12 protein-coding genes are annotated in these 15,681 nt (G+C 43.2%); 5 read left to right on the forward strand and 7 right to left on the reverse strand.

Annotated features, from left to right (window positions below):
• The 5 genes from dnaA to OV592_RS00025 all read left to right on the forward strand — a co-directional run bounded on the left by dnaA (position 1) and on the right by OV592_RS00025 (position 6,699).
• Entirely contained in the window at positions 1 to 1,404 is a 1,404-nt protein-coding gene (dnaA, locus tag OV592_RS00005) for a chromosomal replication initiator protein DnaA (RefSeq protein ID WP_406609976.1), read from the forward strand.
• A 20-nt stretch (positions 1,405 to 1,424) separates the two neighbouring features.
• On the forward strand, positions 1,425 to 2,528 hold the full coding sequence (gene dnaN / locus OV592_RS00010; RefSeq protein WP_016400281.1) for a DNA polymerase III subunit beta: 1,104 nt from the start codon (positions 1,425 to 1,427) through the stop codon (positions 2,526 to 2,528).
• 13 nt (positions 2,529 to 2,541) lie between these two features.
• A complete protein-coding gene (gene recF, locus OV592_RS00015; protein WP_406609977.1) occupies positions 2,542 to 3,627 on the forward strand; it encodes a DNA replication/repair protein RecF in 1,086 nt (361 codons plus the stop codon).
• Complete coding sequence (gyrB, locus tag OV592_RS00020) at positions 3,620 to 6,034, forward strand: DNA topoisomerase (ATP-hydrolyzing) subunit B (RefSeq protein ID WP_016400283.1); 2,415 nt, start codon at positions 3,620 to 3,622, stop codon at positions 6,032 to 6,034. The genes recF and gyrB overlap by 8 nt, the downstream gene beginning before the upstream one ends.
• Positions 6,035 to 6,231: 197 nt before the next feature.
• A complete protein-coding gene (locus OV592_RS00025) occupies positions 6,232 to 6,699 on the forward strand; it encodes an Hsp20 family protein (RefSeq protein WP_016400284.1) in 468 nt (155 codons plus the stop codon).
• A gap of 57 nt (positions 6,700 to 6,756) precedes the next feature.
• Here OV592_RS00025 and OV592_RS00030 read toward each other — a convergent pair whose 3' ends face one another.
• From OV592_RS00030 to OV592_RS00060, 7 genes are all read right to left on the reverse strand, one after another.
• Positions 6,757 to 8,004: a valine--pyruvate transaminase gene (locus OV592_RS00030; protein ID WP_406609978.1), complete on the reverse strand. Its 1,248-nt coding sequence runs from the start codon at positions 8,002 to 8,004 to the stop codon at positions 6,757 to 6,759.
• A 151-nt stretch (positions 8,005 to 8,155) separates the two neighbouring features.
• The gene (locus OV592_RS00035; protein WP_406609979.1) at positions 8,156 to 9,991 is read right to left on the reverse strand and encodes an alpha-amylase; all 1,836 of its coding nucleotides are present in this window, start codon (positions 9,989 to 9,991) and stop codon (positions 8,156 to 8,158) included.
• 79 nt (positions 9,992 to 10,070) lie between these two features.
• On the reverse strand, positions 10,071 to 10,520 hold the full coding sequence (locus OV592_RS00040) for a hypothetical protein (protein WP_016400287.1): 450 nt from the start codon (positions 10,518 to 10,520) through the stop codon (positions 10,071 to 10,073).
• Positions 10,521 to 10,761: 241 nt separating this feature from the next.
• On the reverse strand, positions 10,762 to 12,840 hold the full coding sequence (glyS, locus tag OV592_RS00045; RefSeq protein ID WP_406609980.1) for a glycine--tRNA ligase subunit beta: 2,079 nt from the start codon (positions 12,838 to 12,840) through the stop codon (positions 10,762 to 10,764).
• A gap of 10 nt (positions 12,841 to 12,850) precedes the next feature.
• Positions 12,851 to 13,756, reverse strand: a complete 906-nt coding sequence (glyQ, locus tag OV592_RS00050; protein ID WP_016400289.1) for a glycine--tRNA ligase subunit alpha — start codon at positions 13,754 to 13,756, stop codon at positions 12,851 to 12,853.
• Between the two features lie 128 nt (positions 13,757 to 13,884).
• Complete coding sequence (gene tusA / locus OV592_RS00055; protein ID WP_016400290.1) at positions 13,885 to 14,136, reverse strand: sulfurtransferase TusA; 252 nt, start codon at positions 14,134 to 14,136, stop codon at positions 13,885 to 13,887.
• Between the two features lie 429 nt (positions 14,137 to 14,565).
• Positions 14,566 to 15,678 (reverse strand): ABC transporter ATP-binding protein, encoded by a 1,113-nt coding sequence (locus OV592_RS00060; protein WP_406609981.1) that lies wholly within the window; start codon positions 15,676 to 15,678, stop codon positions 14,566 to 14,568.
• Positions 15,679 to 15,681: the final 3 nt, after the last annotated feature.

The raw sequence follows: 15,681 nt of genomic DNA on the forward strand, positions 1-15,681 counted from the left end.
GTGAGTGGGTCTCTTTGGCAACAAATCTTAGTACGTTTACAAGATGAATTGCCGGCAACAGAATTTAGTATGTGGATCCGACCACTGCAAGTTGAGCAAGACGCAGAGTTATTGGTGTTATATGCACCAAACCGTTTTGTATTGGATTGGGTTAAAGATAAGTACTTGATCCGAGTGAATGCTTTACTCGAAGAGTTTTGCGGAAGTGATAAACCGAGTTTGCGGTTTGAGGTAGGCAGTAAACCTGTTAGCCGAACTTTATCTAATCCAGTAAAAGCCGATCCCGTGCAAGCTGGAGCCGCTGCTGTACCAGTGAGTAATAACGATAGCGGTAAGAGCTGGGATAAAGAACCAGCGGTAAAATCCGCTCTAGAAGCCAATCATCGAAATAATATTAATGCTACTTACCAGTTCGACAACTTTGTTGAAGGTAAGTCGAACCAACTCGCGCGCGCTGCTGCTACTCAGGTAGCCAATAATCCTGGTGGGGCTTATAACCCGCTATTTTTATATGGCGGCACCGGTTTAGGTAAGACCCACCTTTTACATGCGGTGGGTAATGGCATTATTGAGAACAAAAAGAATGCTAAGGTGGTGTACATGCACTCTGAGCGATTTGTTCAAGATATGGTAAAAGCCCTACAAAACAATGCGATAGAAGATTTCAAACGTTACTACCGTAGCGTTGATGCTTTGTTAATCGATGATATTCAGTTTTTTGCTAATAAAGAACGCTCACAAGAAGAGTTCTTCCATACCTTTAATGCTTTGTTGGAAGGTAATCAGCAAATTATCTTAACCAGTGACCGCTACCCTAAAGAAATTGATGGCGTTGAAGATCGCTTAAAAAGTCGATTTGGTTGGGGCTTAACGGTTGCTATCGAACCCCCTGAGTTAGAAACTCGCGTAGCTATTTTAATGACTAAGGCGAACGAAAATAATATTCGTTTGCCCGACGAAGTTGCTTTCTTTATCGCTAAACGTTTGCGTTCTAATGTTCGTGAACTAGAAGGGGCGTTAAATCGTGTGATTGCTAACGCTAACTTCACCGGACGGGCAATCACCATTGATTTTGTTCGTGAAGCCTTACGTGATTTGTTAGCGCTGCAAGAGAAATTGGTAACTATTGATAATATTCAAAAAACAGTTGCCGAGTATTACAAAATTAAAGTGGCTGATCTGTTGTCTAAACGACGCTCTCGTTCGGTAGCTAGGCCGCGACAATTAGCGATGGCGCTGGCAAAAGAGCTTACTAACCACAGCTTGCCAGAAATTGGTGATGCATTTGGTGGTCGCGACCATACAACGGTATTACATGCTTGTCGTAAGATCTCTCAACTTAAAGAAGAAAGCCACGACATTAAAGAAGATTATCAGAATTTAATCCGCACATTATCGTCATAATCGGAGAGGCGTGACTAGGTATGCAATTTAGTATTAACCGAGAACAACTGCTTAAACCTTTGCAGCAAGTGAGTGCTGCGCTGGGTGGGCGTCCAACTATTCCTATTTTGGGTAATGTTCTGCTAGATATAAGCAACCAACAGTTGTCGATTACCGGCACCGATATGGAAGTAGAACTTATTGCGACACTTCCGCTAGAAAGTGCTGTAAACGAAGGGCGAGTTACTGTACCGGCTAAAAAGTTTGTAGATATTTGTCGTGGTTTGCCAGACGGTTGCGAGATTAGCTGTAAAGCCGACGATAATCGTTTGGTACTGCGCTCTGGGCGCAGTCGTTTTTCTCTGGCAACCTTACCTGCTAACGATTTTCCAAACATCGAAGATTGGCAAAGCCAGCAGCTAATTCAGCTGACTCAAGGCCAACTTAAGAACCTGATTGATAGTACTCAGTTCTCAATGGCTAGCCAGGATGTTCGTTATTACTTAAATGGTATGTTGTTTGAGACTGACGAAAAAGGTTTGAAAACTATTGCTACTGATGGACACCGTTTAGCCTTAGCCGAACAGCGTTTTGAGCAACCTTTGCAAGCGCAACAAGTTATTGTTCCGCGTAAAGGTGTGATTGAACTAGCGCGCATGCTTGAGCATGAGGATCAGTTAGTTGAGTTGCAAATTGGTAGCAACAACATTCGAGCCAGTGTTCAAGGCTTTACTTTCACCAGTAAGTTAGTTGATGGCCGTTTCCCTGATTATCGCCGAGTTCTTCCAGCTAATAGTGATAAAGCATTAATTTCCGGGAGAGATGAGCTCAAACAAGCATTCTCACGTGCAGCTATTTTGTCTAACGAAAAGTTTCGCGGTGTACGCTTACAACTAGAATCTGGAAGCTTAAAGATAACTGCAAATAACCCTGAGCAAGAAGAAGCAGAAGAAATTTTGGACGTAGATTACCAGGCCGAAGATTTAGAAATAGGGTTTAACGTTGTTTATGTTTTGGATGTATTGAATGCCCTTAAGTGCGATCAAATCAGAATAAATATGAGCAACAGTAATAGCAGCGCCTTGATTGAAGATGCAGAGCAAACCGGCAAAGCAATGTACGTTGTAATGCCTATGCGTTTGTAATGTCTTGTAGCTAATGCAGATTCAAAGCTTAGGTTTACAAAATTTTAGAAATATTAAGAGTGCCAACCTAAGCCCTAACCCCAAGCTTAATGTTATTTTGGGGCAAAATGGCAGCGGTAAAACGAGTGTACTAGAAGCCATTTACTACTTGGGGTTTGGCCGCTCTTTTAGAAGTAATAGACCTAGTAAAGTTATTACTTACCAGCAAGACAGTTTTGTTGTATTTGCTCAGTTAGATGAGCATAAAATTGGATTACAAAAGTTCAAAGGTGGTGACACTGCGTTAAGGATTAACAAAGAAACAGTAAGAAGCCAAGCGGTGCTTGCTTCATTATTGCCTTTGCAAATCCTTCACCCAGAAGGGTATGGCTTAGTTGATGGTAGTCCTAAACATCGACGCGCTTATTTGGATTGGGGAGTGTTTCACGTGGAACATCAGTTCCACGCCGCTTGGCAAAACTACAAGCGAATATTGAAACAAAGGAATGCTTTGTTGAAACAGACAAAGCAATATCAAGATTTGCAGTTTTGGGATAAGCAGTTAGTTGAACTCGCTTTAGTAGTAAGTGAACAACGCAAAAAGTATGTAGCGAGTATTGCTGATACGCTGGCAGAGTTAGTGACAGAGTTTTTGCCAGAGTACCAATTTGATATGGCTTTTTATCAAGGATGGGACGATAAAGTTGCTTTAGAAGAATTGCTAAAGCAAAGCTTTGAGAGAGACCGATTGCTTGGTTATACCCAGTACGGACCTCACAAAGCAGATTTGAAGTTTAAGTTTGATGGCATAAATGCAGTAGACGTAATTTCGAGAGGGCAGTTAAAGCTATTTGTATGCGCTTTGATTTTGGCGCAGGGGCAACATGCTCAGCAAACAAGCGGAAAGAAAACCGTTTACCTGATTGATGATTTTGCTGCAGAACTAGATATGTCTAAACGGCAGTTGTTAGCTAGATGCTTACAACACAATGGGTCTCAAGTGTTTGTTTCCGCGATTGAGGAGCAGATGCTAGATGGATTTGACTTAGAAGGATGCACAATGTTTCACGTGGAACATGGTGTTATCAGCGACTATAAAACGAGAGTAAAACATGGCTGAAAATGAATATGGCTCATCGAGTATTAAGGTACTAAAGGGCCTTGATGCAGTAAGAAAACGTCCTGGGATGTATATTGGCGATACCGATGATGGCTCAGGTTTACATCACATGGTCTTCGAAGTTGTAGATAACTCTATTGATGAAGCATTGGCTGGCCATTGTTCTGACGTTGTAGTAACTATTCACAACGATGGTTCGGTATCGGTATCCGATGATGGTCGTGGTATTCCAGTTGATATTCACCCTGAAGAAGGTGTGTCTGCAGCTGAAGTAATCATGACGGTTCTCCACGCTGGTGGTAAATTTGACGATAACTCTTATAAAGTATCTGGTGGTTTGCACGGTGTTGGTGTATCGGTAGTTAACGCCTTGTCTATTAAGCTGCAGCTAACAGTTAAGCGTCAAGGGCACGTTTATGAGCAGTTTTATACTCTGGGTGAACCTGATGCGCCGTTAGCGGTTGTTGGCGATACTGATAAAACTGGTACCGAGTTACGCTTTTGGCCTAGTGATGAAATCTTCTCTGACACTAAGTTTCATTACGATATTCTTGCAAAACGTTTGCGTGAATTGTCATTCTTGAACTCAGGTGTGTCTATCATCTTAAAAGATGAGCGTGATGATAAGCAGGATCACTTCTGTTATGAAGGTGGTATTCAGGCTTTTGTTTCGTTCCTAAATACCAACAAAACACCAATCCACGATAAAGCGTTTAGCTTTAACTTCCAACGTGATGACGGTATTGCGGTAGAAGTGGCAATGCAGTGGAACGACGGTTTCCAAGAAAACATCTATTGTTTTACCAACAACATTCCTCAGCGTGATGGTGGTACTCACCTAGCGGGCTTTAGAGCTGCGTTAACTCGTACGCTTAATAGCTACATGGAAAAAGAAGTTAATAAGAAAGATAAAAGCAGTGCCACGGGTGATGATGCTCGTGAAGGTCTAACTGCGGTTATCTCGGTTAAGGTACCTGATCCAAAATTCTCTAGCCAAACTAAAGACAAGTTAGTGTCTTCGGAAGTGAAGTCTGCGGTTGAACAAACCATGGGTGAAAAGCTAAGTGAGTACTTATTAGAAAACCCACAAGAAGCTAAAATTATCACGCAAAAAATTATTGATGCGGCTCGTGCTCGTGAAGCTGCACGTAAAGCTCGTGATATGACTCGTCGTAAAGGCGCATTAGATTTAGCTGGTTTACCTGGTAAGTTAGCGGACTGCCAGGAAAAAGACCCGGCTTTATCTGAACTATACATAGTGGAGGGTGATTCTGCGGGTGGTAGTGCTAAACAAGCGCGTAACCGTAAGAACCAAGCGATTCTTCCACTAAAAGGTAAAATCTTAAACGTAGAAAAAGCCCGCTTTGATAAGATGTTATCTTCTCAGGAAGTGGCAACGCTGATTACTGCCATGGGTTGTGGTATTGGTCGTGACGAATACGATCCAGATAAAACGCGTTACCACAACATCATTATCATGACCGATGCTGATGTCGATGGCTCGCACATCCGTACTTTGCTATTGACCTTCTTCTATCGTCAAATGCCAGAAATTATTGAGCGTGGCTACATTTACATTGCTCAGCCTCCTTTATATAAAGTGAAGAAAGGCAAGCAAGAGCGCTATGTAAAAGATGAAGAATCGCTAACTGAATACTTAACCACTTTGGCATTAGATAATTCTGGTTTATATGTAAACCCAGAGGCCCCTGCTATTGGCGGCGAAGCGCTAGAAAGTTTAGTAACGCAGTATCGTCGTGTTTGGAAAAACAACGAGCGCTTAGCACGTCGTTACCCAATATCATTACTAAGCCAGATGGTTTACCAGCGTGCGCTTAATGTTGATGAACTTAAAGATGCTGAAGCATTAGAGCAATGGTCTGAAGAGCTTATTGCTCCGGTTAATGCTGAGCTTCCTAGTGGTAACTATTACTCAGTTGAAATAGAAAAACACGACGAACGTGATATCTATTATCCTGTTGTTACACTACGTCAGCATGGTGTGGATGTAAGCTTTAAGTTCGAACCTGAGTTCTTTGCTTCTAATGACTATAAAGATATCTGTAGCTTATACGATAATCTTAATAACTTAATAGAAGAAGGTGCCTACGTTAAGCGTGGTGAGAAGACCAAGCCTGTTACTAGTTTTGAAGAAGCGCTTAACTGGCTAATGGCTGAGTCGCGTCGTGGTTTATACATTCAACGTTATAAAGGTTTGGGCGAAATGAATCCAGACCAACTTTGGGAAACTACTATGGACCCAGAAACGCGTCGTATGTTGAAAGTAACTGTTGAAGATGCGATTGCTTGTGACCAGTTGTTTACTACTTTAATGGGTGACCAAGTTGAGCCGCGTCGTAACTTTATTGAAGACAACGCATTGAATGTGGAAAACCTAGACGTTTAATTCCAAGTTCAAAAAGTAGCACTAAAAAAAGGCAATATGAAAATATTGCCTTTTTTGTATCTGCCGCTCTTGAAACCAAAAATCTTATCCCCACATCTAGTAATAACAGGATGCCACAAAGGTGGGTTTTGTTAAGAAAGGGGCGCAGCAATAGTGCTGGTCCAATACAATTTATTGCTCTATGAGGATAATATACTATGCGTAATCAATACGACTTTTCACCACTTTATCGCACAGCCATTGGTTTTGATCGTCTAGCTAATTTTATTGAAGCTGCATCTAACCAAAGTGCTCAAACTCAGAATAACGGTTACCCTCCCTACAACATTGAAGCGGTAGATGAAAATAACTACCGAATCACTTTAGCTGTTGCTGGGTTTGCAGAAGATGAGCTATCAATTGTTGCTCAAGAGAATGCATTAATCGTTACTGGTACCAAGCAGAAGAAAAACAGCCAAGCTAAGTTTTTACATCAAGGTATAGCAGAACGCGGCTTTGAGCGTAAATATCAAATTGCTGACCATGTAAAAGTAAAAGCAGCTAACTTAGAAAATGGTTTGTTGTTTATTGAGCTAGAGCGGGAGATCCCTGAAGCGCTTAAACCTAAGCAAATACCTATTAACGGTAAGTTAAACGTAGAAAGCTTAGAAGCTAAATCAGCTTAACTAAACGCTAGTGATAGAGAATGAAAAGGGCCAGCAGGCCCTTTTTTTGTTAGTGAGTTAATCTGCCAGTAGTGGGTTTACTACATCAGCTAATATCTCAATACCGCGTTTAACCTGTTCTTCATTTTGAGCAAAGTTAAGGCGAATACATTCTTGGGTATGTCGCCAGTCCTTGTCGATACCTGGGAAGAAATAACTGCCTGGCACTATGAGTAAGCCATTTTCTTTTAACTGCTGGTAAAGTTGTTTGTCGCTTATAGGTAAATCTTCAAACCAAAGCCACAAGAACATTGCACCTTCAGATTTATGTATTCGAAATTTGCTAGAAGGTATAGCAGCTTGAAGCCAGCTAATCGTTTGCTGTGACTTCTGCTGGTAGAAAGGTTTTATTACGTGGTTACTAGCATCTAGCAAGCTGTTGTCTTTAAGCATCTCGTTAGCTAGCGCAGGGCCAACACCGCCGGGTGACAAATTAATGATTCCTGACAAATTAGAGACTGCTTTGATAGTTTCTGGTTTAGCGATAACAATGCCGCAGCGTGTTCCGGGTAAACCAAGCTTAGATAAGCTTAAGCAAAGAATAGTATTGCTGTCCCAGAATGGACTAGCTCCCTCGGTAAATACTAAGTTTGGAAAGGGCAGTCCGTAGGCATTATCAATCAATAGTGGTACTTGATGCTGCTTGGCAAGTGCCGAAAGCTTGTTGATTTCGTTATTGGTAATGACATTGCCGGTAGGATTGGTGGGGCGTGACACACAAATGAGGCCAACGTTTTCATCAATTTTTAAGTGTTCAAAATCAACGTGATATTTAAACTGTCTATCAGCCAAATACTCGATGCTAGGTTTATTACCAATAAATAAGTCTTCGTCTATTCCGCTGTCTTCATAGCCGATATATTCAGGAGCAAGCGGGAACAATACTCGCTTATTATTCTTGCCTTTACCTGCAAATAAATTGAAAAGGAAGAAAAATGCGCTTTGACTACCATTAGTGAGTGCAATATTTTCTTCATTTATATCCCAGTGGAATTTGTTTCTAAAAAATGTCGCCAGGTTGGCAATGAAGTTCTTGTTACCCTGTGGGGCATCGTAGTTACATAGTGCAGCCAGTAAGCTTTTATTACTTAGGCCAGTTTGAAGGTGTTGTTCAAAGATTGCGTTCATTTCGGGAATCTGCGCAGGATTACCGCCGCCTAACATTATCATTTCATCACCCGCTCGGATCCCTTCATCAAGGTCATCCATCAGTTGAGTAATGCCTGAATGGCGAGTGAATTTGTTGCCAAAATTTGAATATGTCATAACGCACCTTTTAAGCTAAGGCGTCACCTTAACAAAGTTTGCTTTTGAATAGCAATTGTCATTACTGAACAAACTCCGGCTGAGTTTCTCTGGGCTTATGCAATAAAAAAGCGGCTTAAGTAAGCCGCTTTTATTTTAGTGCAGGTTGAGTCTATTTGGCTTGCTGGCCTACATAAACAACAACCACTGCATCATCGCCTTTACGGCGTTCAAATACGTAAGGAGCTGAATTTAATTGCTTGTGCTCACCACTACCCACCGCTTGGTGGCGCTTACGGAACTGAAGGAGTTTTTGCCAGTGATTATGAACCGCTAAACGTTGTTCATCGTTTAACTGATCCCAGTTCATATCTGAGCGGGTTGCTTGGTGTTTATCAGAGCTACGAGGTCCTTTTTCACGAGCGCTTTCATCACCGTAGTAAACTTGTACCGCAGTAGGCATTAACAAGAAGGCTGAGCCAAGTTGTTTTTGTTGCTCCAGATCCTTGCTGATGGTGCCAAAGGCTAATTTAGTATCATGAGATGATACGTAGCTTAGAACCTTGCCATCGCGCTTTCCTAGCACGTCTGCGTAGCGTTGATAGCCATCTTGCATATTAGACAAACAGTTCATGCCTTTTTTAGCTAGATCGGTTTGGTAAGTGAAATCGATAAGCGAATCAAAGCCGGCGTCAAATAGGCGCGAGTTATTCAAGCCTTGGCCCCAAAACTCACCGGTCATCCAAAAGTCATTGTCATCAAGTACTTTATCAGGGTTGTTTTGTTTCCATTCGGCAAAGGCTTTACTAGAAGCTAATTTCAAGGCTTGCCATGCTTCTGGCTCAACGTGTTTAACGGTGTCCGCACGGAAACCGTCGATACCATATTCACGTACCCAGTCAGACAACCAAGTGACCAAGTAGTCTCTAACTGTTGCTCCTGGAATTTCTACCGCTTTGGTATCAGGTTTATTTTTGTAGAAAGGCGGTAAACCCACAACCTTATCTGATTCAGTTTTAAAATCAGGTAAGTAAGCTAGCGACATCTCAAAGTCGCTTGGGCCTGGGTTAGGGTAGCCAGAAATGTCAGTTCGTACCCAATCAGGTCCCCACCATTTCACCCACTCGTTACGATCACCATAATCTATATAGTCGTTAAAGCTGTGCCAAGTTTCGCCTTTACCTGGAGACCAATCGGTCCACTTTTTACCTAGGTAATTTTCGATAGGTACGTCATATTCTTGCGTGGCACCAAAACCAAACTCTTGCATGTCGCTCAAGGTTGCGTAACCGGTGTGGTTCATCACTATGTCCATCACCACGCGAATGCCTCGAGCATGGGCGTCATCTACGAACTGCTTAAACTCTTCCGCTGTACCCATGTTTTGGTCCATTACGGTGTAGTCTTGCACGTAGTAGCCGTGGTAACCGTAATGCTTGAAGTCACCTCGCATACCGCCGCCAACCCAACCACGGATTTGCTCGTAAGGTGCAGTAATCCAAATTGCGTTGATGCCTAAATCTTCAATGTAATCGAGCTTTTTGCTCAGGCCGGCAATGTCGCCGCCATGGAAGGTACCAATTTCGTTCTTGCCATCTTTAGTACGGCCATAACTATTATCGTTATCGGGGTTGCCGTTGTAGAAGCGGTCTGTCATAACAAAGTATACAGAGGCGCTATCCCAGCTAAATTCATCGGCTTTTTTACCCACAGACTCTAGTAGTAACAAGCCGCCACTTTCAGGTGAAGGGGTAAAAGTTACCTTACCTTGATAAACGGTACTCATTTGACCGCTATAAAAATCTTTAACAGCGGTGCCTTCTTCAAAACTTTCACTTACATCTACCGTTACGGGCTGACCATCCCATTGTAGGCATTGTGCGCTTTGAGCAAGTGCTTCGCTTGAGCTGCTAGCAGCTCCGCCAGTGTTTGCCTCGTTTGAAGCACACCCAGCTATTGCCATGCTGACTAAACAACCAAGCAGGGCAGGTTTAATGACTTGTTGCATTGCTTACATCCATATAGTTATTGCTGTTGACCGAAAAAAAAAGCCCCAAAGAGGGGCTTATATAGAGAGTAAGCTGTGCTTACATTTCTACTTTTTCGATGTAAACAACTGGTAATTCTTCTGTCCAGTCTAGGAAGAAACGGTAAACACCATCTTCTTCTGGAGTGAACTTGAAGTTATCAAATGCTGAACATTTGTTAGATTGACGACGCTCGCCAAGTTTGATGTCTGCTTCTCCAGATAGGAAACCGAAGTTAGTACCACATTGCCATGCAGCATCACCAAATTTCCACTCGTAAGGTTGGCCGTCAGCGATTAGTGGCTCGTCAGCAGCAGAAGTAGCAAACCATACGTTTTCTTTACCTTCAACAGGCTGAAGTTTGAACTGAGGATCAGCATCCCACCATGTGAATACACCACGTAGGTATACGTCACGAGTTAGTTTGCTGTTTGAATCGCCAGAGGCACAGCCTGCAGCAATTACGGTGATTAGCGCTAGCACACCTGCTTTCATGATATTTTTAAGCATTTCCAATTCCTTTCTATTTTTATAGCTTTCCTTTGTCTTTACAGACAAACATTACGTAATGAGCCGAACTCGAGCTTATTTATAGCGAAGCTAGGCGCGAAAAAACGTGCCAAGCTCACACTACTATGCTGAAAAGGATTTCAAGAAAAGGCTGATTTTATTAAAAAAGTTAAGTGGATCAAAAAAAGCCGCATCCCTTGCTTGGACGCGGCTTTTTTATTGTGCAGCGTAGGCTTTTAGGCTACTGAATCACAGAGATGTCAGCAATTTCTAAAAACAGCTCTCGTAGCGAGTTTAATAGGCTTAAACGGTTAATTTTTAGCGCGTCTTCATCGCTCATAACCATCACGTTATCAAAAAAGTTATCCACTACTTCACGTAAGGTGGCTAGCTCTATTAATGCTGCTTGGTAATCGCCGTTTTCCAACAAAGGTTTTAAGCTGCTTTGCATAGTTGAAATAGCTTCTGCTAAGGCCTTTTCTTGTGGCTCTTTTAGCAAGCTGCTATCAATTTGTGGTTTAACAAAATCTGGGTTTTTAGCCAGAATGTTTGATACACGTTTATTCGCAGCCGCTAAGGCTTGAGCTTGCTCTAAAGAGCGGAAGTGGCTTACCGCTTTAATGCGTTGCTCAATGTCAGCTGGCTTAGTTGGTTTACGCTCTAGTACCGCAGTGATAACGCTGGCGTCAATTCCCTGCTCAAGATACATGGCGCGCAAGCGAGCATAGACAAACTCAATAAGTTGGCCATGTACTTTAGCTTGTTGCTCTTGGTTTAACTCAAGCGGCAATAGCAACAGGGCGCTGTTGATTAGCGTATCTAAATCTAGTTCAAAGCCCTTGTCTTGAATGATGCGAATAATGCCTAAACTGGCACGGCGCAGAGCAAACGGGTCTTTATCGCCTTTAGGCAGCTGGCCAATAGCAAAAATACCCACCAAGGTATCCAGTTTATCGGCAATTGCTACCGCTGAAGCAACTTTAGATTCTGGTAGTTTGTCACCAGAAAAGCGTGGCCAGTATTGCTGGTTAAGCGCATTGGCTACGTCTTCGTGTTCACCATCAAACTTGGCGTAGTACATGCCCATAACACCTTGGATGTCTGGGAACTCAAGTACCATTTCACTGTTTAAGTCAGCTTTTGATAGCAAACCAGCTCGTTGAGCGTGTTGGCTATCACCACCAATTTCTGCGGCAATTTGTGCAGCTAGCTCTGAAACACGATTAGCTTTGTCGAGTAGGCTGCCTAATTTTTGTTGGAATACAACATTGGCAAGCTTATCTAGGCGCGAGTCTAAACGTGATTTTTTATCGGTTTCAAAGAAGAACTCGGCATCAGCAAGGCGAGGGCGAACAACTTTCTCGTTACCTTCGATAACTTGCTGAGGATCTTTACTAACAATGTTAGATACAAAGATAAAACGTGGTAGTAAGTTACCCTTGGTATCTAAAATCGGGAAGTATTTCTGATTGTCCTTCATGGTATAAATTAGCGCTTCAGCAGGAACTTCCAAGAATTTCTCTTCAAAGCTACCTACCATAGCTACTGGCCATTCAACCAAAGAACATACTTCTTCAAGTAATGCTTCATCCATTTCCACTACGCCGCCTTCTCGGGCTGCTTCAGCTTCAATTTGCTCGCGAATAATGGCTTTACGTTGTTGGTAATCAACAATTACTTTGCCGCGGCGATCTAGCTGTTTAACGTAGTCGTTAGCGTGGTTTAGTTCGAACTCGGCTTCACCCATAAAGCGGTGGCCGCGCACGGTACGGGCTGACTCGATACCCAGAATATTGCCTTGAACTAACTTCTCACCGTATAGCATGGTGATGGTATGAACAGGGCGAATGAACTGAGTGCTTTTAGCGCCCCAGCGCATCGGTTTTGGAATTGGCAGCTTGGCTAAGCCATCAGCCACAATTTCTGGAAATAATTGATAAATGCTTTGGCCACTTATTTCAGCTTTGTGCAGTAGCCATTCGCCTTTATCAGTTTTTAAACGCTCTGCTTGATCAACGGTAATACCATTTGAACGCGCCCAGCCTTCGGCGGCTTTGGTGGCATTGCCGTCGGCGTCAAAAGCACTGCTAATAGCAGGGCCGCGCTTTTCTACAACTTTATCTGGGGTCTGCTCACTCAAGCTTTGAATGCTTAGTGCTAGACGACGCGGAGCGGCATACCACTCAACGCTGGTAAATTCAAAACCGGCTTTTTCTAAGCTTTGCTGTACGTTGCTTTTAAAAGACTCAGCCAAGCCGCGTAAGGCTTTAGGTGGCAACTCTTCGGTGCCGATTTCTACTAATAGGTTTTCGTTACTCATGCTGCCTCCGTTACTTTTTGTCTTTGCATAATGGGAAACCAAGCTCTTCACGAGCACTGTAATACGTTTCGGCTACGGCTTTAGAAAGGGTTCTAACACGTAGGATGAAACGCTGACGTTCGGTTACCGATATAGCATGGCGAGCATCAAGTAGGTTGAAGGCGTGTGAGGCTTTCATTACCTGTTCGTAAGCTGGCAGTGGTAAGCCTGCTTCGATTAATTTTTGGCTATCTTTTTCACACTGATCAAATTGGGCGAATAAGGCTGTGGTGTCGGCATGTTCAAAGTTGTAAGTAGACTGCTCTACTTCGTTTTGATGGAATACATCACCATAGGTCACTTTGCCCATTGGGCCATCTGTCCACACTAGGTCATAGATACTGTCTACGCCCTGAATGTACATGGCTAAGCGTTCTAAACCGTAAGTGATTTCACCGGTTACTGGCGAGCATTCTAAGCCACCAACTTGTTGGAAGTAGGTGAACTGAGTGATTTCCATACCGTTTAACCAGATTTCCCAGCCTAGACCCCAAGCACCAAGTGTTGGTGATTCCCAGTTGTCTTCAACAAAGCGTATGTCGTGAACTTCTGGGTTGATGCCAAGCTCAACTAAAGAGCCTAGGTAGAGCTCTTGAATGTTGTCTGGCGATGGCTTCATCACTACCTGAAATTGGTAGTAGTGTTGCAAGCGGTTAGGGTTTTCACCATAGCGGCCATCGGTTGGGCGACGACATGGTTGTACATAAGCACTAGACATCGGTTCTGGACCGATAGAGCGCAAAAAGGTTTGCGGATGAAAGGTGCCTGCACCTACTTCCATGTCTAAAGGTTGAACAATTACGCAGCCTTGGCGGGCCCAGTAGTCCTGTAAGGCCAAAATAAGGCCTTGAAAGGTTTTAATATCGTATTTATGCATGATTAGTGTCGCGCGTATGAAAAATAATCGGTTTTATAACTGACGGAGTATACCCTAGCAAGCAGGCAGACCCTAGTGCTGTTGTGCGGGGAATTGCTGATAAATTAGACTTTTTTGAAAAAACTAAGCTAACTGCCTTTCTTGATCAAATACTGGAAGGGCGTTTGGTCAGTTTTTTTAGCCACTAAGGTGTGATCCATAAACTCGCAAAAGCTGACCATGTCGCGAGTGGTTGATGGGTCGTCGGCTTGCACTAACAAGGTTTCGCCAATATCAATGTTACGGATGGCTTTGCGAACCATCATAACGGGTTCAGGACAACGTAAACCTAAGGCATCTAATTGGTGATCGGCTTGATTGAAATCTAAGTTATTGCTCATTTTACTGCGGTCTCTTTGTGCTACAGCGCTATTGTATACCAGCTAAAAGCGAGGTGTCAGCTGTCAACTTTGACCATTGTGTGGAGAGTGAGCAATATGGCAGTGGAATAAGGTGCAGAAAACCCAACAAAAAGAGGCCGAAGCCTCTTGTTGCTAGGGCCTGTTGATCTTTGGTGTTGAAATTTTGTTCGAGATAAGCGGGCTTTAATCGCGGCGAGCACTTAGAGGCCTAGTGGGCTAAGTAAGAAGTGCTTAACAAAGAGTAAAGCCCGCTTATCCGAACCCTTCGGGCAGTATTTCTTAGCCATTTATTCAGCGTTAGCGAGTGATTATTAAGCGCACTTAACTGCACACTCACTGCCTTGCCTAAATGGCTAAGAAATTGATGCAAAAACCATCAGCAAAGATCGACAGACCCTAGTGTATTACTTAGCGTATCCGTTGTTCGCTATTAGGGTCAAAAAACACTGCGCTCGACATATCAAACATCAAGTCTAGACTTTCGCCCATCACCGCTGGCTTATCAGGATCTAAACGACAGCTAATTTCTTTGTCGTTTAATGTCACCAGTGCAATGGTATCGGGGCCAGTAGGTTCTAAAACACCCAGTTTTAGGTTTAAAGTTGTGACTAAGGGCTTGTCTTGTTTGTAAGGATTCACATGGGTAATCTGCTCTGGGCGAATGCCTACCACAACCGACTTGCCGGCGTATTTTGCTAAGTGTTCTGGTAGTGGAATAGTGTGTGATTGTTGTTGGTCACACACTAAAGAGCCTACTAAACCTTGCTCACTTTGCTCCACACTACAGTGTAAAAAGTTCATGGCTGGCGAGCCCATAAAACCAGCAACAAACATGTCGGCTGGGTCGTTATAAATTTCAGCTGGTGAGCCCAATTGTAGTAGCTGGCCATCTTTCATCACGGCGATGCGATCTGCAAGTGTCATGGCTTCAATTTGATCGTGTGTTACATAAACAATGGTAGTGCCCAAGCGCTGGTGTAGCTTTTTAATCTCATGACGCATTTCAACTCGTAGCTTGGCGTCTAGATTACTTAAAGGCTCATCAAACAAGTAGATCTTAGGTTGGCGCGCTAAGGCGCGGCCCATTGATACTCGTTGTTGCTGGCCACCCGAGAGCTGCGAAGGTTTTCTGTCTAGCAGGTGCTCAATTTGCAGTAATTGGGCAACACGAGTGATTTCTTTATCGCGTTCTGGTTTATCCATTTTTTGAATTTTTAAGGCAAACTCAATATTCCCACGCACGGTCATATTGGGGTAAAGCGCGTAAGACTGGAACACCATCGCAATATCGCGGTCTTTAGGGTCTACGTCGTTTACTACTTTGCCATCTATGCAAATGTCTCCGGCGGTAATTTCTTCCAAGCCCGCAATCATGTTCATTAAAGTAGATTTACCACAGCCTGAAGGGCCAACTAGGATTAAAAACTCACCCGACTCAATGGAGATATTAATATCTTCTAGGGTATTGGGACCGTTTTTACCATAGCGCTTATAAAGTTGTTTTATATCTAAGGTCGCCATTAA

Origin of the sequence: Agarivorans sp. JK6, assembly GCF_045277145.1 — a bacterium.
GTDB lineage: Bacteria > Pseudomonadota > Gammaproteobacteria > Enterobacterales > Celerinatantimonadaceae > Agarivorans > Agarivorans albus.

Coding starts and splice junctions, on each gene's coding strand:
- dnaN (WP_016400281.1), top strand. CDS start 1,425: ATGCAATTTAGTATTAACCGAGAACAACTGCTTAAACCTTTGCAGCAA.
- recF (WP_406609977.1), top strand. CDS start 2,542: ATGCAGATTCAAAGCTTAGGTTTACAAAATTTTAGAAATATTAAGAGT.
- gyrB (WP_016400283.1), top strand. CDS start 3,620: ATGGCTGAAAATGAATATGGCTCATCGAGTATTAAGGTACTAAAGGGC.
- OV592_RS00025 (WP_016400284.1), top strand. CDS start 6,232: ATGCGTAATCAATACGACTTTTCACCACTTTATCGCACAGCCATTGGT.
- OV592_RS00030 (WP_406609978.1), bottom strand. CDS start 8,004: ATGACATATTCAAATTTTGGCAACAAATTCACTCGCCATTCAGGCATT.
- OV592_RS00035 (WP_406609979.1), bottom strand. CDS start 9,991: ATGCAACAAGTCATTAAACCTGCCCTGCTTGGTTGTTTAGTCAGCATG.
- OV592_RS00040 (WP_016400287.1), bottom strand. CDS start 10,520: ATGCTTAAAAATATCATGAAAGCAGGTGTGCTAGCGCTAATCACCGTA.
- glyS (WP_406609980.1), bottom strand. CDS start 12,840: ATGAGTAACGAAAACCTATTAGTAGAAATCGGCACCGAAGAGTTGCCA.
- glyQ (WP_016400289.1), bottom strand. CDS start 13,756: ATGCATAAATACGATATTAAAACCTTTCAAGGCCTTATTTTGGCCTTA.
- tusA (WP_016400290.1), bottom strand. CDS start 14,136: ATGAGCAATAACTTAGATTTCAATCAAGCCGATCACCAATTAGATGCC.
- OV592_RS00060 (WP_406609981.1), bottom strand. CDS start 15,678: ATGGCGACCTTAGATATAAAACAACTTTATAAGCGCTATGGTAAAAAC.